At 65.6% G+C, this 16774-nt stretch carries 11 protein-coding genes; 6 read left to right on the top strand and 5 right to left on the bottom strand.

Annotated elements, in window-relative coordinates:
• Positions 1 to 122: 122 nt before the first annotated feature.
• From AAK988_RS02300 to AAK988_RS02285, 4 genes are all read left to right on the top strand, one after another.
• On the top strand, positions 123 to 1661 hold the full coding sequence (locus tag AAK988_RS02300; RefSeq protein WP_369880335.1) for a helix-turn-helix transcriptional regulator: 1539 nt from the start codon (positions 123 to 125) through the stop codon (positions 1659 to 1661).
• A gap of 133 nt (positions 1662 to 1794) precedes the next feature.
• Positions 1795 to 3318 carry a response regulator transcription factor gene (locus AAK988_RS02295; RefSeq protein WP_369880334.1) on the top strand — a complete coding sequence of 508 codons (1524 nt, stop codon included), beginning with the start codon at positions 1795 to 1797 and terminating at the stop codon, positions 3316 to 3318.
• Between the two features lie 87 nt (positions 3319 to 3405).
• Positions 3406 to 5679 carry an oxidoreductase gene (locus AAK988_RS02290; protein WP_135970038.1) on the top strand — a complete coding sequence of 758 codons (2274 nt, stop codon included), beginning with the start codon at positions 3406 to 3408 and terminating at the stop codon, positions 5677 to 5679.
• Between the two features lie 208 nt (positions 5680 to 5887).
• Positions 5888 to 6064, top strand: coding sequence for a hypothetical protein (locus AAK988_RS02285; RefSeq protein WP_160324893.1), 177 nt, complete (start codon positions 5888 to 5890; stop codon positions 6062 to 6064).
• A gap of 75 nt (positions 6065 to 6139) precedes the next feature.
• On the opposite strand, the gene AAK988_RS02280 is transcribed toward AAK988_RS02285, so the two are convergent.
• From AAK988_RS02280 to AAK988_RS02270, 3 genes are all read right to left on the bottom strand, one after another.
• A complete protein-coding gene (locus tag AAK988_RS02280) occupies positions 6140 to 7033 on the bottom strand; it encodes a sensor histidine kinase (protein WP_135970036.1) in 894 nt (297 codons plus the stop codon).
• Between the two features lie 198 nt (positions 7034 to 7231).
• Positions 7232 to 8308: a hypothetical protein gene (locus AAK988_RS02275; protein WP_135970035.1), complete on the bottom strand. Its 1077-nt coding sequence runs from the start codon at positions 8306 to 8308 to the stop codon at positions 7232 to 7234.
• Entirely contained in the window at positions 8301 to 9242 is a 942-nt protein-coding gene (locus AAK988_RS02270; RefSeq protein WP_135970034.1) for an ATP-binding cassette domain-containing protein, read from the bottom strand. Before AAK988_RS02270 ends, AAK988_RS02275 begins: the two co-directional genes overlap by 8 nt.
• Positions 9243 to 9417: 175 nt before the next feature.
• On the opposite strand from AAK988_RS02270, the gene AAK988_RS02265 reads away from it, so the two are divergent.
• On the top strand, positions 9418 to 10164 hold the full coding sequence (locus AAK988_RS02265; protein WP_135970033.1) for a response regulator transcription factor: 747 nt from the start codon (positions 9418 to 9420) through the stop codon (positions 10162 to 10164).
• A 608-nt stretch (positions 10165 to 10772) separates the two neighbouring features.
• Positions 10773 to 12845: a tetratricopeptide repeat protein gene (locus tag AAK988_RS02260; protein WP_369880333.1), complete on the top strand. Its 2073-nt coding sequence runs from the start codon at positions 10773 to 10775 to the stop codon at positions 12843 to 12845.
• Between the two features lie 293 nt (positions 12846 to 13138).
• On the opposite strand, the gene AAK988_RS02255 is transcribed toward AAK988_RS02260, so the two are convergent.
• Together AAK988_RS02255 and AAK988_RS02250 are read right to left on the bottom strand one after the other, a co-directional pair.
• The gene (locus AAK988_RS02255; RefSeq protein WP_135970031.1) at positions 13139 to 15229 is read right to left on the bottom strand and encodes a glutamine synthetase III family protein; all 2091 of its coding nucleotides are present in this window, start codon (positions 15227 to 15229) and stop codon (positions 13139 to 13141) included.
• 274 nt (positions 15230 to 15503) lie between these two features.
• On the bottom strand, positions 15504 to 16367 hold the full coding sequence (locus tag AAK988_RS02250) for an Rpn family recombination-promoting nuclease/putative transposase (RefSeq protein WP_135970030.1): 864 nt from the start codon (positions 16365 to 16367) through the stop codon (positions 15504 to 15506).
• Positions 16368 to 16774: the final 407 nt, after the last annotated feature.

Below are 16774 nucleotides of genomic sequence, written 5' to 3'. Positions count from 1 at the left end.
ATGGGCGCTTCCCCAAGCTTTTCCCACTATAATTTTCTCGGGAGAATAGGGTGGATTTCCAGGGGAAGAACACGGTGCCGCCCGCTCGCTCCATGGTTGCCAGTCAAGTCGAGGGGGCTCGCGTGAGATTCGACTACATCGCAGAGAACCTGCGCGCCCGACGCGCGGAAATCGGCTCGCACCCGCTGTCCCCGGATCGCGTGCTCGGCTTCACGCTCATCCGGGGCTGGGTGTACCTCATGTTCGTCGGCGCGGCCGCCAGCTCCATGACGTGGACCGGCGAGGCCCTCCCGCCCGTCTTCTATACCGTCTCCACGGCGAGCCTGTGCGCCGTGTTGCTGGCGAGCGCCCTGGCCGGCAGCCGCTTCGTCCAGCTGATGCTGCACCCTGCCGCCCGGCTCGCCGGGCCCGTGCTCACCAGCGGGGGCACCCTGCTTTTGGCCTCCTCGGTCGGCGAGAGCGGCGCGGCCCTCATGTGCGGGCTTCTGGGAGCCCTCACCACGGGCATCGGCTCGGGCATCATCGATCTGGGCTACGGCGAGCTGTACCGCAACGAGCCGCCGGCCCGCACCACCTTCGAGGTGCCCCTGGCCTTCTTCCTAGCCGCCGTGGTGTTCTCCCTCGTCATCGCACTGCCGCCGACCGCAGGCTGCGTCGTCTGCTCGCTTTTGCCGGCCATTTCCGGATGGATCCTCTTCGGCCGCGAGCATGCCTGGTCCCGCAAGCACCGCGCCAGCGTGTTGCCCATCGATTTCGACCTGAAGTCCTTCGCCTGGCGCATCGGCGTGTGCGCCTGCCTGGTGGGCGTGGCCGACGGCATGGTGCGAGCTGCCTTCCTCTCGTCCAACAACCTGAGCATGCACATGTTCCTGCAATGGCCCCTGGCAGGAGCGGGGCTGCTCACCATGGCCATCGTCTACGGTGCCGCCATCTTGAGCTCCGAGCAGAGCGCCCGCACCATCTACAAGGCCGCCATCTTCGTCATGGCCTTCTTCTTCATGCTGCTGCCCGTGTTCACCGGCGCCCAGGATGTGGAAAGCGTGCTGGCCCTGGCCGGCTACGGCACCTTCAACGTGCTCATCTGGATGCTGCTGGCGGAAATCTCCTACACCTACCGGCTCTCCTCCACCGAGGTCTTCGGCATCGGCTGGGCCATGGTGACCTTAGGGGTGCTGCTCGGTTCCATCGCCGGAACCATCGTGGATCAGTTCGCCCCGTTCACACCCCAGTTCTTGAGCCTCATCGCCCTGGTTGCCACCATGGCCGTGCTCCTGTCGTTTCTGTTTGTGTTTCGCGAGAGCGACCTCATCGATCTGACCGAGGAGCCCGACGGCGACAACGCGGGCGCCATCGAGAAGGCCGCGGAAAGCCCGAGCTCCGAGGGGGTCGTCGCAGTGGCCGGCGAGTCGGGCGGCGACGAGGGTCGCCGGCCCCGCTTCCACGACCGCTGCCTGGAGGTGGCCGCCGCCTTCGAGTTATCGCCGAAGGAGACCGAGGTCATGACCTTGTTCGCCAAGGGCCGATCGGCCGCCTGCATCCAAGAGGAGCTGTTCATATCGAAGGGCACCGTGAGCACACATCTGCGCCACATCTACCAGAAGATGGACGTTCATTCCAAGCAGGAGCTCCTCGACGTCATCGAAGACCGCGACCGGAAGTGAGTCCAGGCCGATAAGCCGCGCCGGGAAACCGAGGCGGGCCATGTCCGGACTCGCGCACCCCCGCCCTACGCGAGACCTCCTTTTTCCTTTTTGCGAGCGTTCAGTATAATAGCGGGCTGTAAGGAGAGGGGGTATGGGCTTGAACAGGGAGAGTGCGCACCTGAACGGACGCGGGGCGCTTATTGCCGTAGGCGCCGGCCTGAACCTGAGCACGTACGGACTGGGCGTATGGGGCGAGAACGTGCTGCTGTCGAGTGGGGCCTTCGTGGGGCCCGCCCTGGCAGCGCTCGCGGAAACCTACCTCCTCTTCGCCGCGCTCGGGCTGTTTGCCGCCCTCATCCTGCGCATCGCCATCGCCGCTTGCACCGGACAGAGCAACCGCTTCTACTTGGTCTGCGGCCTGGGCCCCATGATCGTGGCGGCCGTGCTGTTCGGAAGCGGCCTGTGGAACGCCTCGGGACTGCTCGTAGCCCTGGCCGCCTTCTGCACCGGCTGGTCCTTTGCCTGTCAGAGCCTGTTCTGGATGAGCGCCCTGTCTTTCGAGCCAGGCCAGATGCGAACGGTCTTTCCGCTGGAACTCCTGGTCGCGGCCGTGGTGAATGTCGTGTTCGTCGCAGGATTTCTGAACCTGCAGGCCATCTTTCTCGGAGCCGGCATCGCGCTGTCCGCTGCGGCAAGCGTACTGCTGTTGCACGGGGACGCCCAGCGGGAGCGCCCTGCCGTGGCGGCACCGAGCAGGGCGCTCCAGAGCCGATACCTGCCCGGGTTTCGCCAACTGGCGGAAGTGCTGTTCTGCGTCGTAGCTCTGCAGACCATCGCGCCCACCCTCAATTACATGGGACTTTCCGGCGCCCTGCCGCCCGAGCAGCAGCAGCTGGCCATCATCGCCGCTAAAATGGCAGCCGCCGTAACTCTCGTGGCCATCCTGCACTGGTCGCGAGCGCCGCTGTACTCGGTGCAGGTGTTCAAGGTGGTCACGCCCGTGCTCATCCTGCTGCTGTTCGCCGTGCCCTTTGCCAGCGCCGGTTACCTGTTCGCGCTGCTCGTAGGCGGCTCCTGCCTGCATTTCATCGTGACCAACTCGCTGTTCTGCATCGATGCCGTGGCCATCGCCCGACGGCGCGGGCTCGTCTTCGAGCTCTTCTATGGCACCGGTTACTTCGCGCTCATGGCCTTCTGCTCGGTACTCGAGAAGGTGATGCCCACCCTGCTGGCCGCCTCGTCGTCAATGGAGCTGCTGCTCGTGTTCGGCGTGTTCTTCTGCGTCTATGCCCTCAGCATGGCCTTCGTCGCGGTGCGGCGCCGCCGGCGCGACAGCGGCGGAGACGGCGCCGAGAACACGACCGCTCCCGCTTCCCCGTCCTCCTCCGAGCCGACCGTGACGACTGACGCCGAACGGGTGGCCGCCGTGCAGGCGCACTGCGGCTTGTCTGATCGCGAGGCCGAGATCGTTCTCCTCATGATGCACGGGCGCAACGTGCCAGCCATTGCCGAGGAGCTGGTCATCTCCCAGAACACCGTGCGCACCCACGTGAAGCGCATTTACCGCGCCTGCGGCGTCCACTCCCGCCAAGAGCTCATCGCCCGCTGCGAAACCGAGGAATCTCAGGGTCACAGCGACGGTTCCCCAGCTAAATCACCTAGTAACCCATCATAATCACCCATTTTGAGACACGGCGGCGCCCCCTTCGTGCCCTATGGTTTCCCTGTCGCGGGAAGCGACGAGAGACCAAGGAGGGAACCTATGTCGAAGATCACCCGAGGCGGGCTGTCCCGCCGCCAGTTCCTGACCGGATCGGCGATCACCGCCGGCGCCGTGGCATCGCTCGGCCTGGCTGGCTGCGCCCCGAAGGCCCCAGCCGAGGCGCCGGCAGCCGGAAGCGACCTGGCCGCCACCGGCGAGGACGCCGCCAACGTGCGCGCCCATGCGGCCCAGCTCAACCCCCAGGGCGAGCCGAAGCCCGTGCAGAACACCACCTGCCCCTCGCTGTTCACCGAATGGAAGATGGGAGCGCTCACCCTGCCCAACCGTGTGGTGAAGTCGGCCGCTGGCTACATCGGCGTGACGAGCCAGGGCATCACTGGCGATTTGCATATGCAGCACTATGGTAAGCTGGCCGCCGGTGGCGCATCAGTGGTGTACTGCGATGACTTCGCAGAACTCTACGATCATTTCCGCGCCATTCCCGACGTGGGCAAATTCACCGACTGGACCGATGCCGACCTGACCGCCTTCGCCCAGAACATCAAGGACAACGGTGCCGCCGCCGGCTACCAGCTAGCCACCATGGGCCTCGTGTTCAGCGGTTTCGAGCCCGACCCCACGGCCATCTTCCAGTCCTCGGACTGTATGGACATGACGGCCGAGGAGATCCAGAACCTCATCGCCGACACCATCAAGGCCGCCGCCACCCTGAAGCGCTGCGGCTTCGACTGCGTGGAGATCAACGCCGCCGGCGAGAATATCGGCCAGACCTTCATGTCCCGCAACCGCAACAAGCGCGAGGACGACTACGGCCCGCAGACCTTCGAGAGCCGCACCCGCTTCGTCTGCGAGATCGTGCGCGGCATCAAGGCCGAATGCGGTGCCGACTTCCCCGTCCAGGTGCTCATCAACGGCGTTGAGGAGAACGACAAGGCCATCGGCGACTCCGCCCTCTTCACCACCGTGGAGGAGAACAAGGAGATGTGCAAGCTCATCGAGGCCGCTGGCGCCGACTCGCTGCATATCCGCATCGGGCCCTGCGGCCAGCACGTCGCCGAGTTTGCCGGCGACCTGTACTTCTGCGGCACCGGCATCGAGGGCACCACAGGCTACGGCACCCAGTTCGACTTTACTCGCCACTGGCAGGGCATGCTGAAGGCCGATCAGTCGGGCCTCGGCGTCATGGTGCCCGTGGCCGCCGAGATCAAGAAAGCCGTGAGCATTCCCGTGGGCGCGGTCACCTACATGGACCCGGCTCGCGATCCGGAGTATTTCGAGGGACTCATCGTGGGCGGCGATCTGGACTTCATCCTCATGAACCGCCCGCTTTCCGTGGACTACGACTACCTGCACAAGCTGGAAGAGGGCCGCATCGACGAGATCCGCCCCTGCACCCGCTGCATGCACTGCCATTGGGATGCGGCCGACGACGGAAACCTCACCTTCAGCTGCCGCACCAACGCCGCGCACCCCTTCCGCTTCGTCACCGGCCAGCTAACCGGCGGCTACGACCCCGAGCCGGCCGCGACGGCCAAGAACGTCGTCGTAGTGGGCGCAGGACCCGCCGGCTTGGAGGCAGCGCGTGTGGCCGCCGAGCGCGGACACGCTGTGACCCTCTACGAGAAGAAGGGCTCTGTGGGAGGCCTTCTGGAATTCGCCAACAACGTGAAGGGGCCCCACGAGAACCTGAGCGTGCTGCGCAACTACTTCGAACGCCAGATGGAGCTACTCGGCGTGAACGTGGTGCTGAACACCGAGGCCACGGCCGACACCATCGCCGAGGCGGCCCCCGATGCCGTGATTCTGGCCACAGGCGGCGTGCGCGACAGCCTGGGCCTCGACGAGACGGCCGGCACGAACGTGGTGGGCATCGATGACTTCATGATGGCCGATATTGCCGAGGAGGTTGTCGTGGTCGGATCGAACGCCCAGGCCATCGACGCGGCCATGTATCTGCTGGCCCAGGGCAAGCACGTGTCGGTGGTCACGCCGAGCGCGGCGGGTACCATCGGCGCCGGCCACTCCTTCTGGGTGAAGACCTTCACCCAGCCCAACATGAAGGCCCTCGGCGTGCGCTTCTGGCCCGAGGCCGAGGTGGTGGCCGTGAACGATGGCACCGTCACCGTGAAGACGGCTACGGGCATCCAGCAGGAGATTCCCTGCGGCACCGTCGTGGAGGCCCTGGACAGCCTGCCCAACGGCTCCCTCGCCGAAGGCCTGACCTGCGAGGTGGTCACCGTGGGCGATGCCGCCCGGCCCTTCAACATCGGCGAGGCCATCTGCTCCGCCAACGCCGCCGCCCGCGCCCTCTAGCGAGCCCCGGCGAAGCGATGTCCATCCATACCATCTGACAGCCGAGAGCACCAGGGCCCCTTCACCGCTTGTGCGGTCCCCGGTACCTCGGACAAGCTGCACCCTCCCGAGGCGGGCGACTCACCCAGATCGCCCGCCTCCCTTCGACGAATCTCGCCCTTTGCTCTCCCGTCCGTGGCATGATGCCCCGTCGAAGAGGGGAGGCTCCGTGAACATCAACCAATTGGAATGGTTCTGCCTGGCGCGTGAATCCCTCACCCAGCGCTTCATGACCACGAGCCTCTACGCCTTGGGCGTGCGTCCCTACACCCACGCCTCCATCACCTCGGTGGCCGACGGCTTCGCCACCGTGCACGGGAAGGCCCATCGGCCGCTTCGGAAATGACGGCAGCGACGAGACCCCAGACGGAGAGGCGACTCCGAACCGCGGTCCGCGACTTGGCGCCAACGCCGTCTGTCCCTAAGCGAGGGCCGCATCGTCGGCGGGGAAGGTGAGGGTGATGGCCAGCTCGTCGCCTTCCAGCGCCGCCGCGACTTCCATGCCCTGGGCAGCGGCGAGGCTCGCCACCACGGCCAGGCCGAGGCCCGCGCCGCTGCGAGCCCGGGCGGCATCGGCCCGGTAGAAGCGCTCGAAGAGGCGGTCGATATCAAGAGCCGCCGGGTCTTCCACCACATTGGCGAAGGTGATGGCGCGGCCCTTTTGGGTGATGGTAGGCGCTGCCGCTCCGTAGCGCAGGGCGTTGCTGATAAGGTTCTCGAAGATGCGAGCAAGAGCCTCCTCGTCGGCCTCCACCGTAAGCGACTCGTCGGCGATGCGCATCTCCGGCTCCCAGCCGCGCTCCTCGAAGGCGGGAAACTGCCCCGTGAGCACGGCGGCCAGCACGGGCATCACCGCCGTGGGCCGCAGATCCAGCGCGGCGGTCGGGTCGGTGGCACGAGCGTAGGCGAACAGGGCATCCAGCAGCCCTTCCATGTCGTCGAGCCGGGTCGAGGCCGCACCCAGGTAGTGGGCCCGGCGCTCGCCGTCGGCCTCGTCGGCCGCCAGGGCCACGTAGCCCTTGGCCCCCATGAGCGGCGTGCGAATGTCGTGGGACAAACTCGCCAAGTCGCGCTGGAACTGGCGCTGTTCGGCGGCTGCCTCGCGGCGCTCCGCTTCGGCATCGTCCAGGGTCTCGTTCACGGCCCGAGCCAGCGCCGCAAAACCCGGTCCCGGCATCTCGGTGGACAGCCGCCCGTTGGAGCGCCGCTCGCGCCCCCGCAGGAAGGCGGCCATGCGACGCAACTCGCGACCGTACAGCACCACCGTCGCAAAGGCGCACAGGGTCAACGCCCCCATACCCAGCGCAAGCGTCATGAACCGCTCCTTTCCCGTCGGCGCCCCAAGCGCCCCACTTTACCCTCGTAGCGCCTGGGACGTCTCGCCTCACTCGCACGGCACCCTCTCGCCCCGCCATCCACTCGCAGCGCCCCGGCGCCCCGTTTTCCCACAGCAGCGCCCCGCACCGCCGCTCGCTATCGACGATCCCGCCGGCGGAGAGGCGCCGCCGCTCGCTCACAGGTCGCGCTTGCGCAGCACGCCTAAGGCTAGGGCGCTGCACAGCCCGGCTGCAACCGCGCCCACGATCAGCACCTGCACCGCCACTGGCACCATGGTCAGGGGCGCGGCGGCCGGAGTGCCGAGCAGCGCGCCCGCAAAGGCCCCCAGATCCTGCACGCAGGATGACAGCAGCCACGGCTCCAAGGCGCCGAACCACGGAGCGATAACGGCGAGCGACAACAGCACCTGGCCCACCACGGCGCCCAAGAAGCCCGAGCACACCACGATGGCCCAGGCCACACCGGCGCCCGCGCTGCGGCTGATCCACACGATAACCGCCGCCGAGCAGCCGTAGGCGAAAATGACGAGCCACGTCAGGCCGAAGAACGCCAGCAGATCGGTCAGGCTGTTCGTGGCCTCGTAGGTAAAGCCCGCCACCGCGAAGGACGCCACGCTGGTCAGCGAGACCACAGCCAGGAAGAATGCCGCCAGCACCCCCACGAGCGCAATCTTCTCCCCGTAGTAGCGCACGCGCCCGCGGCGGTCCATCACGAGGTTGCGGGCGAACCGCGTTGTGAAGTCCTGGGCGCAGAACAGCGTCGCTACCAGGGCGACGATCAGGGTCAGCATGCCGCCCGACACCACCGAGTCGCCCAACATGTCCGCAGGCGTGGCGAAGGTGCGCATCTCCCGGGACACACCCTCGAAATCGGCCTCGCTCAGAGCCTGGGGGTCCTCGGCGACCGAGGCCCACAGCTCCGCCGAAGCCGAGCCAGACGCAGCACCCTCCTCCGCTTCCGCAGCATTTTCGGCGACGTCCTCGACCGCTTCCGCCGCAGCTGCCACCGACGCTTCGAACGCGGCCGGGCCCTCGGCCTCATCGCCCGAAGCCGCGCCACGGGCTCCTTCGTCTTCGCAGGCCGTCACCGTCATATCCACGGCCGATGCGGTCATGGAAAGAAACTCCGGCGACGACACCGCGTGCATCATGGCGACCACGAGAACGGATGCCGCCACCACGATGGCCGTTACCACCCACAGCATCTTCCCATGCACCAAACGGTACATATCGCTCTTCAGCAGGTTAAACATGGGTCGCACCCCCTTCCATCAGCTCAACGAAGTAGTCTTCGATGTCACGGTGGTCCTGGGAGAATTCCAGGACCACCTGGCCCGCACCGCTTAAGGTGCGGGCCACCGCCTCAGCATCGTAGTCGCCCGACACCACGATAGTGCCGCCCGGCTCCGCGCGAAAGGCCGCCGCCGGATAGGCCTCCTCCAGCACGGCCAGGGCCCGGGGGCTGTCGGCCGTGCGCACCCGCAGGCTGCCGCCGCACTCGGCCGCCACCTCCTCGGCGCTCATCTCGCGCACCATGCGGCCGTTGGCGATCACACCGTAGCGGGTGGCCATGCGATCCAGCTGATCGAGCACATGAGACGAGATCACCACGGTCATGCCGAAGGTTTGGGCCAGGCGCACGATGAGGTTGCGCATGGCACGGGTGGCCTCGGGGTCCAGTCCGTTGAAGGGCTCGTCTAACAGCAGCACGTCGGGATTGCCCAGCAGGGCCAGGGCCAGGCCGAGACGCTGGCGCATGCCGAGGGAGAACCCACGCACCTTCTGCTTGCCCGCACCGGACAGCCCCACAAGCCGCAGCACCTCCTCGCAGCGGGCCGGCCCGTCTACGATGCCCCAGGCAAGCGCCTTGGCCTGCAGGTTCTGATAGGCCGTCAGATTCGGCAGCAGCCCCGGCTGCTCGATGAGCACGCCGATGCGTCGGGCTTGATCGCCCTCGCCGGATGCCCCCTGCACAGAGCCGATACCCGTCGGCACGCCGAACAGCGCCACCTCGCCGGCCGTCGGCGCCACCTCCCCGCAGATCATCTTCATCACCGTGGACTTGCCGGCGCCGTTCTTCCCCACGAAACCGTAGATATCGCCCGCTGCCACGGTCATGGCGAAATCATCCACCACGCGCCGACCGCCGTAGGCCTTGGCCAGACCGCGCGCCTCAATCACATTCATGGCTCTCTCCTTTCTCCGTACAGATATACCCCATTTCCAGCGCTTTCCAGTGTGGAGGGGAATATTAAAGAAAGTTCTGGCGAAGCGTTAAGAATGTTTGAAGATGGCGCCTCGCGCTGGCGCGCCGTATTATGCTGCCAGAAAAGCACCTGGCGAAGGAGGCCCGAAGCGCCCGATGGATACCCCCTTGGACATACTGGTCATCGAGGATGACCCTTCCATCAACGAAGTGGTGACCGCCCACCTGGAACGTCAGGGCCATCGTTGCCGCCAGGCCTTCTCGGGCACCGAAGGCACCCTCCTTCTGCGCGAGCAGCGCCCCGATCTGGTCATCACCGACCTCATGCTGCCGGGCATCACGGGCGAGGAGATCGTCCGGGCCATTCGCGCCGCCGACGGTGCGCTGCCCATCATCGTCATCTCGGCCCGCATCACCGCCGCCGACAAGATCATGCTGTTGCAAGAAGGGGCCGACGACTACCTGACCAAGCCCTTCGACCTGGACGAACTGAGCGCGCGCATCGCCGTGCAGTGCCGTCACCGGACCGCGTGCAACCGCGATGGCGTCTCCGTCTCGGACGATGCGGCCGCCGATGGGCACGGGCCCGACAGCTCTGGGGCCGCCGTGCTGCGCTTCCGCGATTGGGAACTCAACGGCGACGAACGCACCTTCGCCGTAGGGGGCATCCCCGTGGCCCTCACCCGCACCGAGTTCAACATCCTGGAACTGCTCATGGCCCGCCCACGCAAGGTGTTCACCAAGCAGGAGCTGTTCGAGCTAGCCTGGGGCGAACCCTATTCCGTAGAAGATTCCACCGTGAACGTCCACGTGTCGAACTTGCGCCGCAAGCTGAAGCCCACCGGCACCGACGGCTATCTGCAAACGGTCTGGGGCATGGGATTCAAGCTGACGACCGGGTAGGACTCCCACACCCGGTAGGACTCCCACACAAGGCTCCGCCGCGCCGCAGAACTCCTCCGCGCTGCGTCCCCCCGCAAGGCTCCGCCGCGCTGCGCCGGCCGCCCACCGCGGTGCGCTAGCCCGGGCTAACCGCTCCCGCTCTGACCAACTCGCCCGCACGCGCCGATTTGCTGACAAGCAATCGCCTTCGATCAATGTTCTCAGCTCATTCCCTGGTCTTGCGACAAATCATGGGATTGGGCGACATCGTAACGCTCGGATTCGCTCGAAACGCGACAAATTAGACGAATGAGCGACATTTCCAGCGTCCAAATGTCGCTCAATCAATCGATTTGTCGCAAAAGGCCGCCCTCACTCCGGAAAACCACAGCGCGCTTAATCGAACCGCTCTTTCTGCGCCACACAGGCCACTGTCGGCAACGTCGCCACGCGCACAGCCCTTCCCATAGTGAGGAGCAGTCCCCTTCCCAGAAGATGCAACTGCCCCGCTGTGGGGGGCGTGTGGTGAGGTCGGGCGATTTCCCCAAGCCTCCCTTCCTATTAACGCGGGGATGTGGGACAATGGATTGACTTGACTTCTACAGCTTCCCCATGGGAAGGAGCACAGGGTGTTTGACTTTTTCCGCAAGAAGAACAACGGCGGCCGCGACGGGGACAAAAGGGGGCCGGACGGCGCGTCGCGCTCCAGCGCCGGCGAAGGCGGCGCAGCCGATCCGAGCGATAAGACCACCCGCGACGTGCTGGGCGAGTTCATCACCGCGCCGCTGCCCGATGCCGTGGACGGCCTGTTGTTCCGCGTGTCCATGGCCGACGGCGCCAACCCGGCCCCGGGCTTCGAGGCCTATGCCGCCCGCCTGCTCTCCGATGCCGAGGCACCCACCCTGCGCGCCATCGCCGTGGAGCACCCGGTGGAACTGCGCCGTCTGAACACCACCGAGCTGTTCTGGTCGGTCTTCGACGACAGCACCATCAGCGCCGGCGCCCGCGGCACCATCCTGCGCATCGAGTCAGTGCTCGACCGCCTGGCCCTTATCTCGAAGCTCATGGAGGACGGCAACGGCGCCGTGGCCGCTACCGCCTACAGCGAGGAGCAGTGCAGCGAGGCCGACTGGCGCGTGCTGCGCTCCATCGCCGACGATGCCGGCGACTACCTGGGCGCCGCCGACCGCGACAACAAGCTGGACACCCAGTACGGCACCACGGGCACCCGCGGCGGCAACTGGGATCTGGCCACCCGCTTCGCCGCCGCCTGCGAGGCCATGGTGCTCCCCTTCCGCCTGGAGTACCGCTTCGTCTGCGACGCGAGCACCGGCACTATCGTGGCCGATGTGTCCACGCCGGCCCCCGACGTCTTCCCCAAGTCGCGCTACGACGCCGCGGCCGGCCAGTGGGTCGACAACACTCCCCGTCGCGCCGACGCCGCTGCGGCCTACGGCCTGCGCCTGGCGGCCCTCATTGCCGCGGCGGCCTTCGGCTGCTCGGTGGGCGTCACCCGCGTGGTGATAAATGAGAAGGAGGGCTCCATCGCCGGCGCCACGGTCATGTCCCTCGAGTTCGGCCGCATCCCCTTCACCATGGGCACCATGGCGAAGATCCGCAGCGGCGAGTTCGCCTCGCCTGAGAGCGAGTGCAACCCGGGGCTGCTCTTCGACATGCTGCACCTCCAGAACCGCGCCATCGATCTGGCCGATGACGGCACGCTGCGCCCCGTCGAGCCCCTGGCGGTGGAGCTGGCCGTGGTACGCACCCCCGTGGCCGAGGACGAGCGCGAGCTGTCGCCCGAGCTGCGCGACTTGCTGCATGCCGATGTGGTGCGCGACCTGGACGTGATGAGCGAGCAGAATGCCGACCTGGCCGCCCGCTATCGCGCCATCATGGACGAGAAGGACGATTCCCTGCTGTTGGCCGTGGCCCAGCTGGAGGACATCGTGGCCGAAACGAGCAAGGCCACTGAAGAAGAGGAAGCCGCCCGCGCCCTGCGCGAGGCCGGCGTGACCGTGAAGCCGCTGTACTGCGAGAACGTCTTCGCCCGGTACCTCACGAGCGTCGTGGAAAGCGACCCCACGGTGCGCTACCAGCGCCTGTCCGACATTGGCCAGGCAGCTCGCTCGTCGCTGTCGCGCATCTACCGCGACATGGGCGACCTGGACGCCGCCGAGGCCCAAGCCCGCGTGTGCATCGAGCTAGCTCCCACAAGCGCCCCGGCCTTCAACGACCTTATCACCTGCTTCGCCGAGGGCGACCACTACGACCGCATCATCGAGGTGACCAAGGACGCCCTGCGCGTGGCCGTGACCGGCAACGACATCTCCTATATCTTCTATCGTCTGGCCTTCGCCTACTGGCAGACCGGCCGCTTGCGCGAGGCCCTGGCCTGCTATCTGCGGGTACCCGAGACAAGCCCCATGGGCGAGGCCGCCCTGCGCGAGCGCAACGACCTGCTGAGTGAGATGGGCAACAATGTGCCCGGCAACGACTGGGATCCCACGGCCTGCCTGCGCACTGCCGGCGTGCCTCTGGCCCCCTTGGACGATGTCATGGAAGTGGTCGGCCGCGCCCTCGTGCTGCTGTGCGACCAGAACATGCCCCTGGCCGCCGCCCCGCTCGCGAGCCTCGTAGCCAGCACCCAGCGCAACGACATCCTCCACGCCGTAGCCGCAAGTTTGCGCCAGGGCGTGTAGAAGCCCGGCGAAGCCCCGAGGCAGCCGCCCTCCCGGAACGGTACCCTGGAGGCCCACCAACCTACTCCCAGCACCCGAAGGGCCCGCAATGCGGGCCCTTCCCATATATCTTCTTCTCTTTTTGTCCCCGGAATGCGCCCCAGGAAGTCAGCGAGGTTCCGACCGGCGCCTGGAATTGGCCCGCCTTTGGGCCAAGCGGCCTTCGCGCCGCGCCGAGCCCAAAACAAGGGCCAAAGTCAGGTGCCCGTCGGAACCGCAGCGTCAGGCATAGGTAGGAGGGGAATCCCTCCTACCTATGCATAAAATAAAATCTCGTTGTAGGTGGGCACCGGCCAGGCCTCGCGCTCGACGATGATCTCCAGGCTGTCCACGGCCTCGCGCAGCGCATTCATCACCGGCACGATCTCGTGGGCGTTCATGTTCGCCCGCTCCTGCTGGTCGGCGATCTCACGGGAAGCGTGGTGCAGGTCGTTCAGCTTCTCCAACTGGCGGTTGATTTCGGCGGCCCCGGCCACGAGCTTGCGCAGCTTGTCCTCCATAAACGAGGTGTCGCCATCGGGCAGCACGCCGCGGATAGCAGCGATGCCGTTGGCAAGCTTCGCCGCATAGCGGTTGATGGCGGGCAGGTAATCGCGGCGCACGAGACGCTTCATCACCCGGCATTCGATGTTCATGATCTTGTTGTACTTCTCCAGCTTCACCTCGTAGCGGCTGCGCACCTCAGTCTCGGTGAGCACGCCGAACTCGGCGAACAGCGCGATGGACTTCGGCGATACATAGCAGGGCAGCGCTTCGGCCGTGGTACGGTGGTTGGCCAGGCCCCGACGGGCCGCCTCGGCCTCCCACTCGGCGGAATAGCCGTCGCCGTTGAAGATGATGCGCTCGTGATCGCGCAGGGTCCGCTTGATGTAGTCGATGGCCGCCGCCTCGAACGCATCGCCGGTCTTGCCCTCCATGGCATCGGCGAAACCCTTGAGCGATTTGGCCATGGCCGTGTTCAGCACCATGTTGACGTCCGACAGGTTCTGGGCGGAACCGGGCATACGGAACTCGAACTTGTTGCCGGTGAAGGCGAAGGGGCTCGTACGGTTGCGGTCGGTGTTGTCCTTGATGAAGTTCGGCAGCACATCCACGCCGAGATCCATGGACACGCGCTCGGCCGAGGTGTAGTCGTGCTCGTCCACCAGGGCCTCCACGATTGCCCCCAGCTCGTCGCCGAGGAACATGGACACAATGGCCGGCGGCGCCTCATTGGCCCCCAGGCGATGGTCGTTGCCGGCGCTTGCAGCCGACATGCGCAAAAGCTCCTGATACTCGTCCACAGCCTCGATCACGCAGGTGAGAAACACCAGGAAGCGTAGGTTCTCCATGGGGTTCTCGCCGGGATCGAACAGGTTCTTGCCGTCGGCAGAGATGGACCAGTTGTTGTGCTTGCCGGACCCGTTGATGAACTCGAAGGGCTTCTCGTGCTGCAGGCACACCAGGCCGTAGTGGCTGGCTAAAAGCTTCATCTTCTCCATGGTGAGCAGGTTCTCATCTACGCCGCGGTTCGTCTCCGCGAAGATAGGCGCCAGCTCGTGCTGGGCCGGGGCCACCTCGTTGTGCTTGGTGCGGGCCGATACGCCCAACGCCCACAGCTCGTCGTCGAGCTCCTTCATGAACTCGTTCACCGTGGGACGGATGGCGCCGAAGTAGTGCTCCTCCAGCTCCTGACCCTTGCAGGGAGAATAGCCGAACAGGGTGCGGCCCGTGAGCATGAGATCGAGGCGCTGCTCGTAGTCCCTCTCGGAAACGAGGAAGTACTCCTGCTCGGCGCCGAGTGTGGTGGTCACACGCTCACCGGCCTCGCCGAACAGGGCCAGCACGCGCTTGGCCTGAATCTCAATGGCCTTCATAGAGCGCAGAAGCGGGGTCTTCTTGTCGAGGGCCTCGCCGGTGTAGGAGCAGAAGGCGGTGGGGATGCACAGCACCTCATCTTTGATGAAGGCGTAGGAGGTGGGGTCCCAAGCAGTGTAGCCGCGGGCCTCGAAGGTGGCGCGCAGGCCGCCGGAGGGGAAGCTGGAGGCGTCCGGCTCGCCCTGGATGAGCTCCTTGCCCGAGAAGGTCATGATGGCGCGGCCGTCAGGCGTAGGATCGATGAAGCTGTCGTGCTTCTCGGAGGTGATGCCCGTCAGCGGCTGGAACCAATGGGTGAAGTGGGTGGCGCCCTTCTCGATGGCCCACTCCTTCATAGCGTGGGCCACCACGTTCGCCACGTCGATGTCGAGCGGCTCGCCGCCCTTGATGGTGCGCATGAGCTGCTTGTAGGTGGCAGAAGGCAGGCGCTCCTGCATGGTGTGCTCATTGAACACCATGGAACCGTAGATATCGGTGACTTTCGACATAATGGGCCGCTCCTCACTCGGATCAATGATCGGACAAAGATACCACGTTGCCGCGAAGTCGGCGAGCCGAGCCGCCCGTTTACCAAACTAACGGCGCATCGTTTCGGGAAGTTTCCGGTCAGGAAAACCGAGATTGCGAAACAGGAGCCCTCGGAGAAGCTGCCGCCCTCTTAAAGAGCGAAGGGGCCAGTGCGGGTAAACGGCACCCGCACGTTTGCCACGAACGGCAGCTGCGAGGGCTGCACTTCATCAGCCGAAATGAGGCAGAACCTTGTTATAGGCCATAAACCTGGCAAAGGCTCTCCGCCACTGCAGGATCGGCCATGGCAGCGAGGGCGTCCTCGGCACGGTCTTCCTCCGCAAGTCGGGCAGCGAGGGCCGCCATACGTGCAGCAAGCTCCGCGCGACCTTCCTCGCGACCTTGGGCCATACCCTGGGCCATACCTTGGGCTATACCCTCCGCCCGACCTTCAGCCAGACCCTGCTCTTGAGCATCAAGGCGAACCTCCTCCACCAAGTCTCTCACGGTCATCACGGAGCCCACCCACTCTCTGTCCTCGTTGGCTGTAGAAACCTCGGCGTCCATGGCAGTAACGAGCCTGTCGCCTGGGGCCACAGTACCCTTTCGGATGTATTCTAGCAGATTGCGCATGCCCTCGGTGGGAGCGCAACCGGCAGCCCGAGCATTCAGGATCTTCCAAACGGCGCCGGTGGAGGCGCTGAGCGACGGATCCTCGCGGCACAGACTCTCAAAGGTGTAAACGGGAAGTCCCGCGCCAAACCAGTCGAAGTCGCAAGCGAAGATGATATAGCTGTCGCGCAGATCCCTCCATGCGGCACCATGCTCCATAAGTCCCGAGTCGATGCCAGCTTGATAGTAGCGCAACCGGCGGCCTGGGGCGGTGTGGGGATTCGCCTGCATCTCCACATCAACGACACCTGCGTCCGTCTCGGCGTACACATCCAGCCGCACGCCACGCGCATCGACAGCCGGTTGGAGCACCTGTTCCCGGTTGAGGTAGGCGATGTCGCCCACCTCGATGCCCAAGACACGTTCCAGGAAGCCGCGACACACCTCCTCGTTGCAGAGCACGCGCCCGAACATGAAGTTGTCGGATATAGGAAGTCGACCGGCCATGACAAGCCCCCTTTCCCTCGGCGGCTGTCCCCGTGAACGGGTTAGGGGCTCCCCAGCCTAGATTCCCCCTGAAGAGAATCTTGCGAACGTTTGTTTTATTATAATCCCAGTAATTAGTTAATGCAAGAAAAATAGAACATTAGTTTTATTTTGAGAGACTTGGCGAGCTGAGGTAAAGCCAAATCGAGGTCGACGAGGCGACGGAGGTAGTCGGATCGGCTCGTGCCCCCGCGTTCGGTGCGGGCATCCATCTCAAACAATTCCCGCTGGGGGCTCTTGAAGGCGACCGAAGCCAGTTCCTCCCCGAACTTCGGGGGTCGCCCGCGCACAATCCCCGTCTCGCCCGCAGGTCATTCGCCGCGCTCGAACATCTCGGTCAGCGCCCCAGCTGTTCATCGCTCACAACA

This window comes from Adlercreutzia muris (assembly GCF_041223505.1).
GTDB classification, from domain to species: Bacteria; Actinomycetota; Coriobacteriia; order Coriobacteriales; family Eggerthellaceae; genus Adlercreutzia; species Adlercreutzia muris.
The sequence above is the reverse complement of the archived record's forward strand: the minus strand, read 5'-3'. Positions and strand labels throughout refer to the sequence as shown.

Coding starts and splice junctions, on each gene's coding strand:
- AAK988_RS02295 (WP_369880334.1), top strand. CDS start 1,795: ATGGGCTTGAACAGGGAGAGTGCGCACCTGAACGGACGCGGGGCGCTT.
- AAK988_RS02290 (WP_135970038.1), top strand. CDS start 3,406: ATGTCGAAGATCACCCGAGGCGGGCTGTCCCGCCGCCAGTTCCTGACC.
- AAK988_RS02280 (WP_135970036.1), bottom strand. CDS start 7,033: ATGACGCTTGCGCTGGGTATGGGGGCGTTGACCCTGTGCGCCTTTGCG.
- AAK988_RS02275 (WP_135970035.1), bottom strand. CDS start 8,308: ATGTTTAACCTGCTGAAGAGCGATATGTACCGTTTGGTGCATGGGAAG.
- AAK988_RS02270 (WP_135970034.1), bottom strand. CDS start 9,242: ATGAATGTGATTGAGGCGCGCGGTCTGGCCAAGGCCTACGGCGGTCGG.
- AAK988_RS02265 (WP_135970033.1), top strand. CDS start 9,418: ATGGATACCCCCTTGGACATACTGGTCATCGAGGATGACCCTTCCATC.
- AAK988_RS02255 (WP_135970031.1), bottom strand. CDS start 15,229: ATGTCGAAAGTCACCGATATCTACGGTTCCATGGTGTTCAATGAGCAC.
- AAK988_RS02250 (WP_135970030.1), bottom strand. CDS start 16,367: ATGGCCGGTCGACTTCCTATATCCGACAACTTCATGTTCGGGCGCGTG.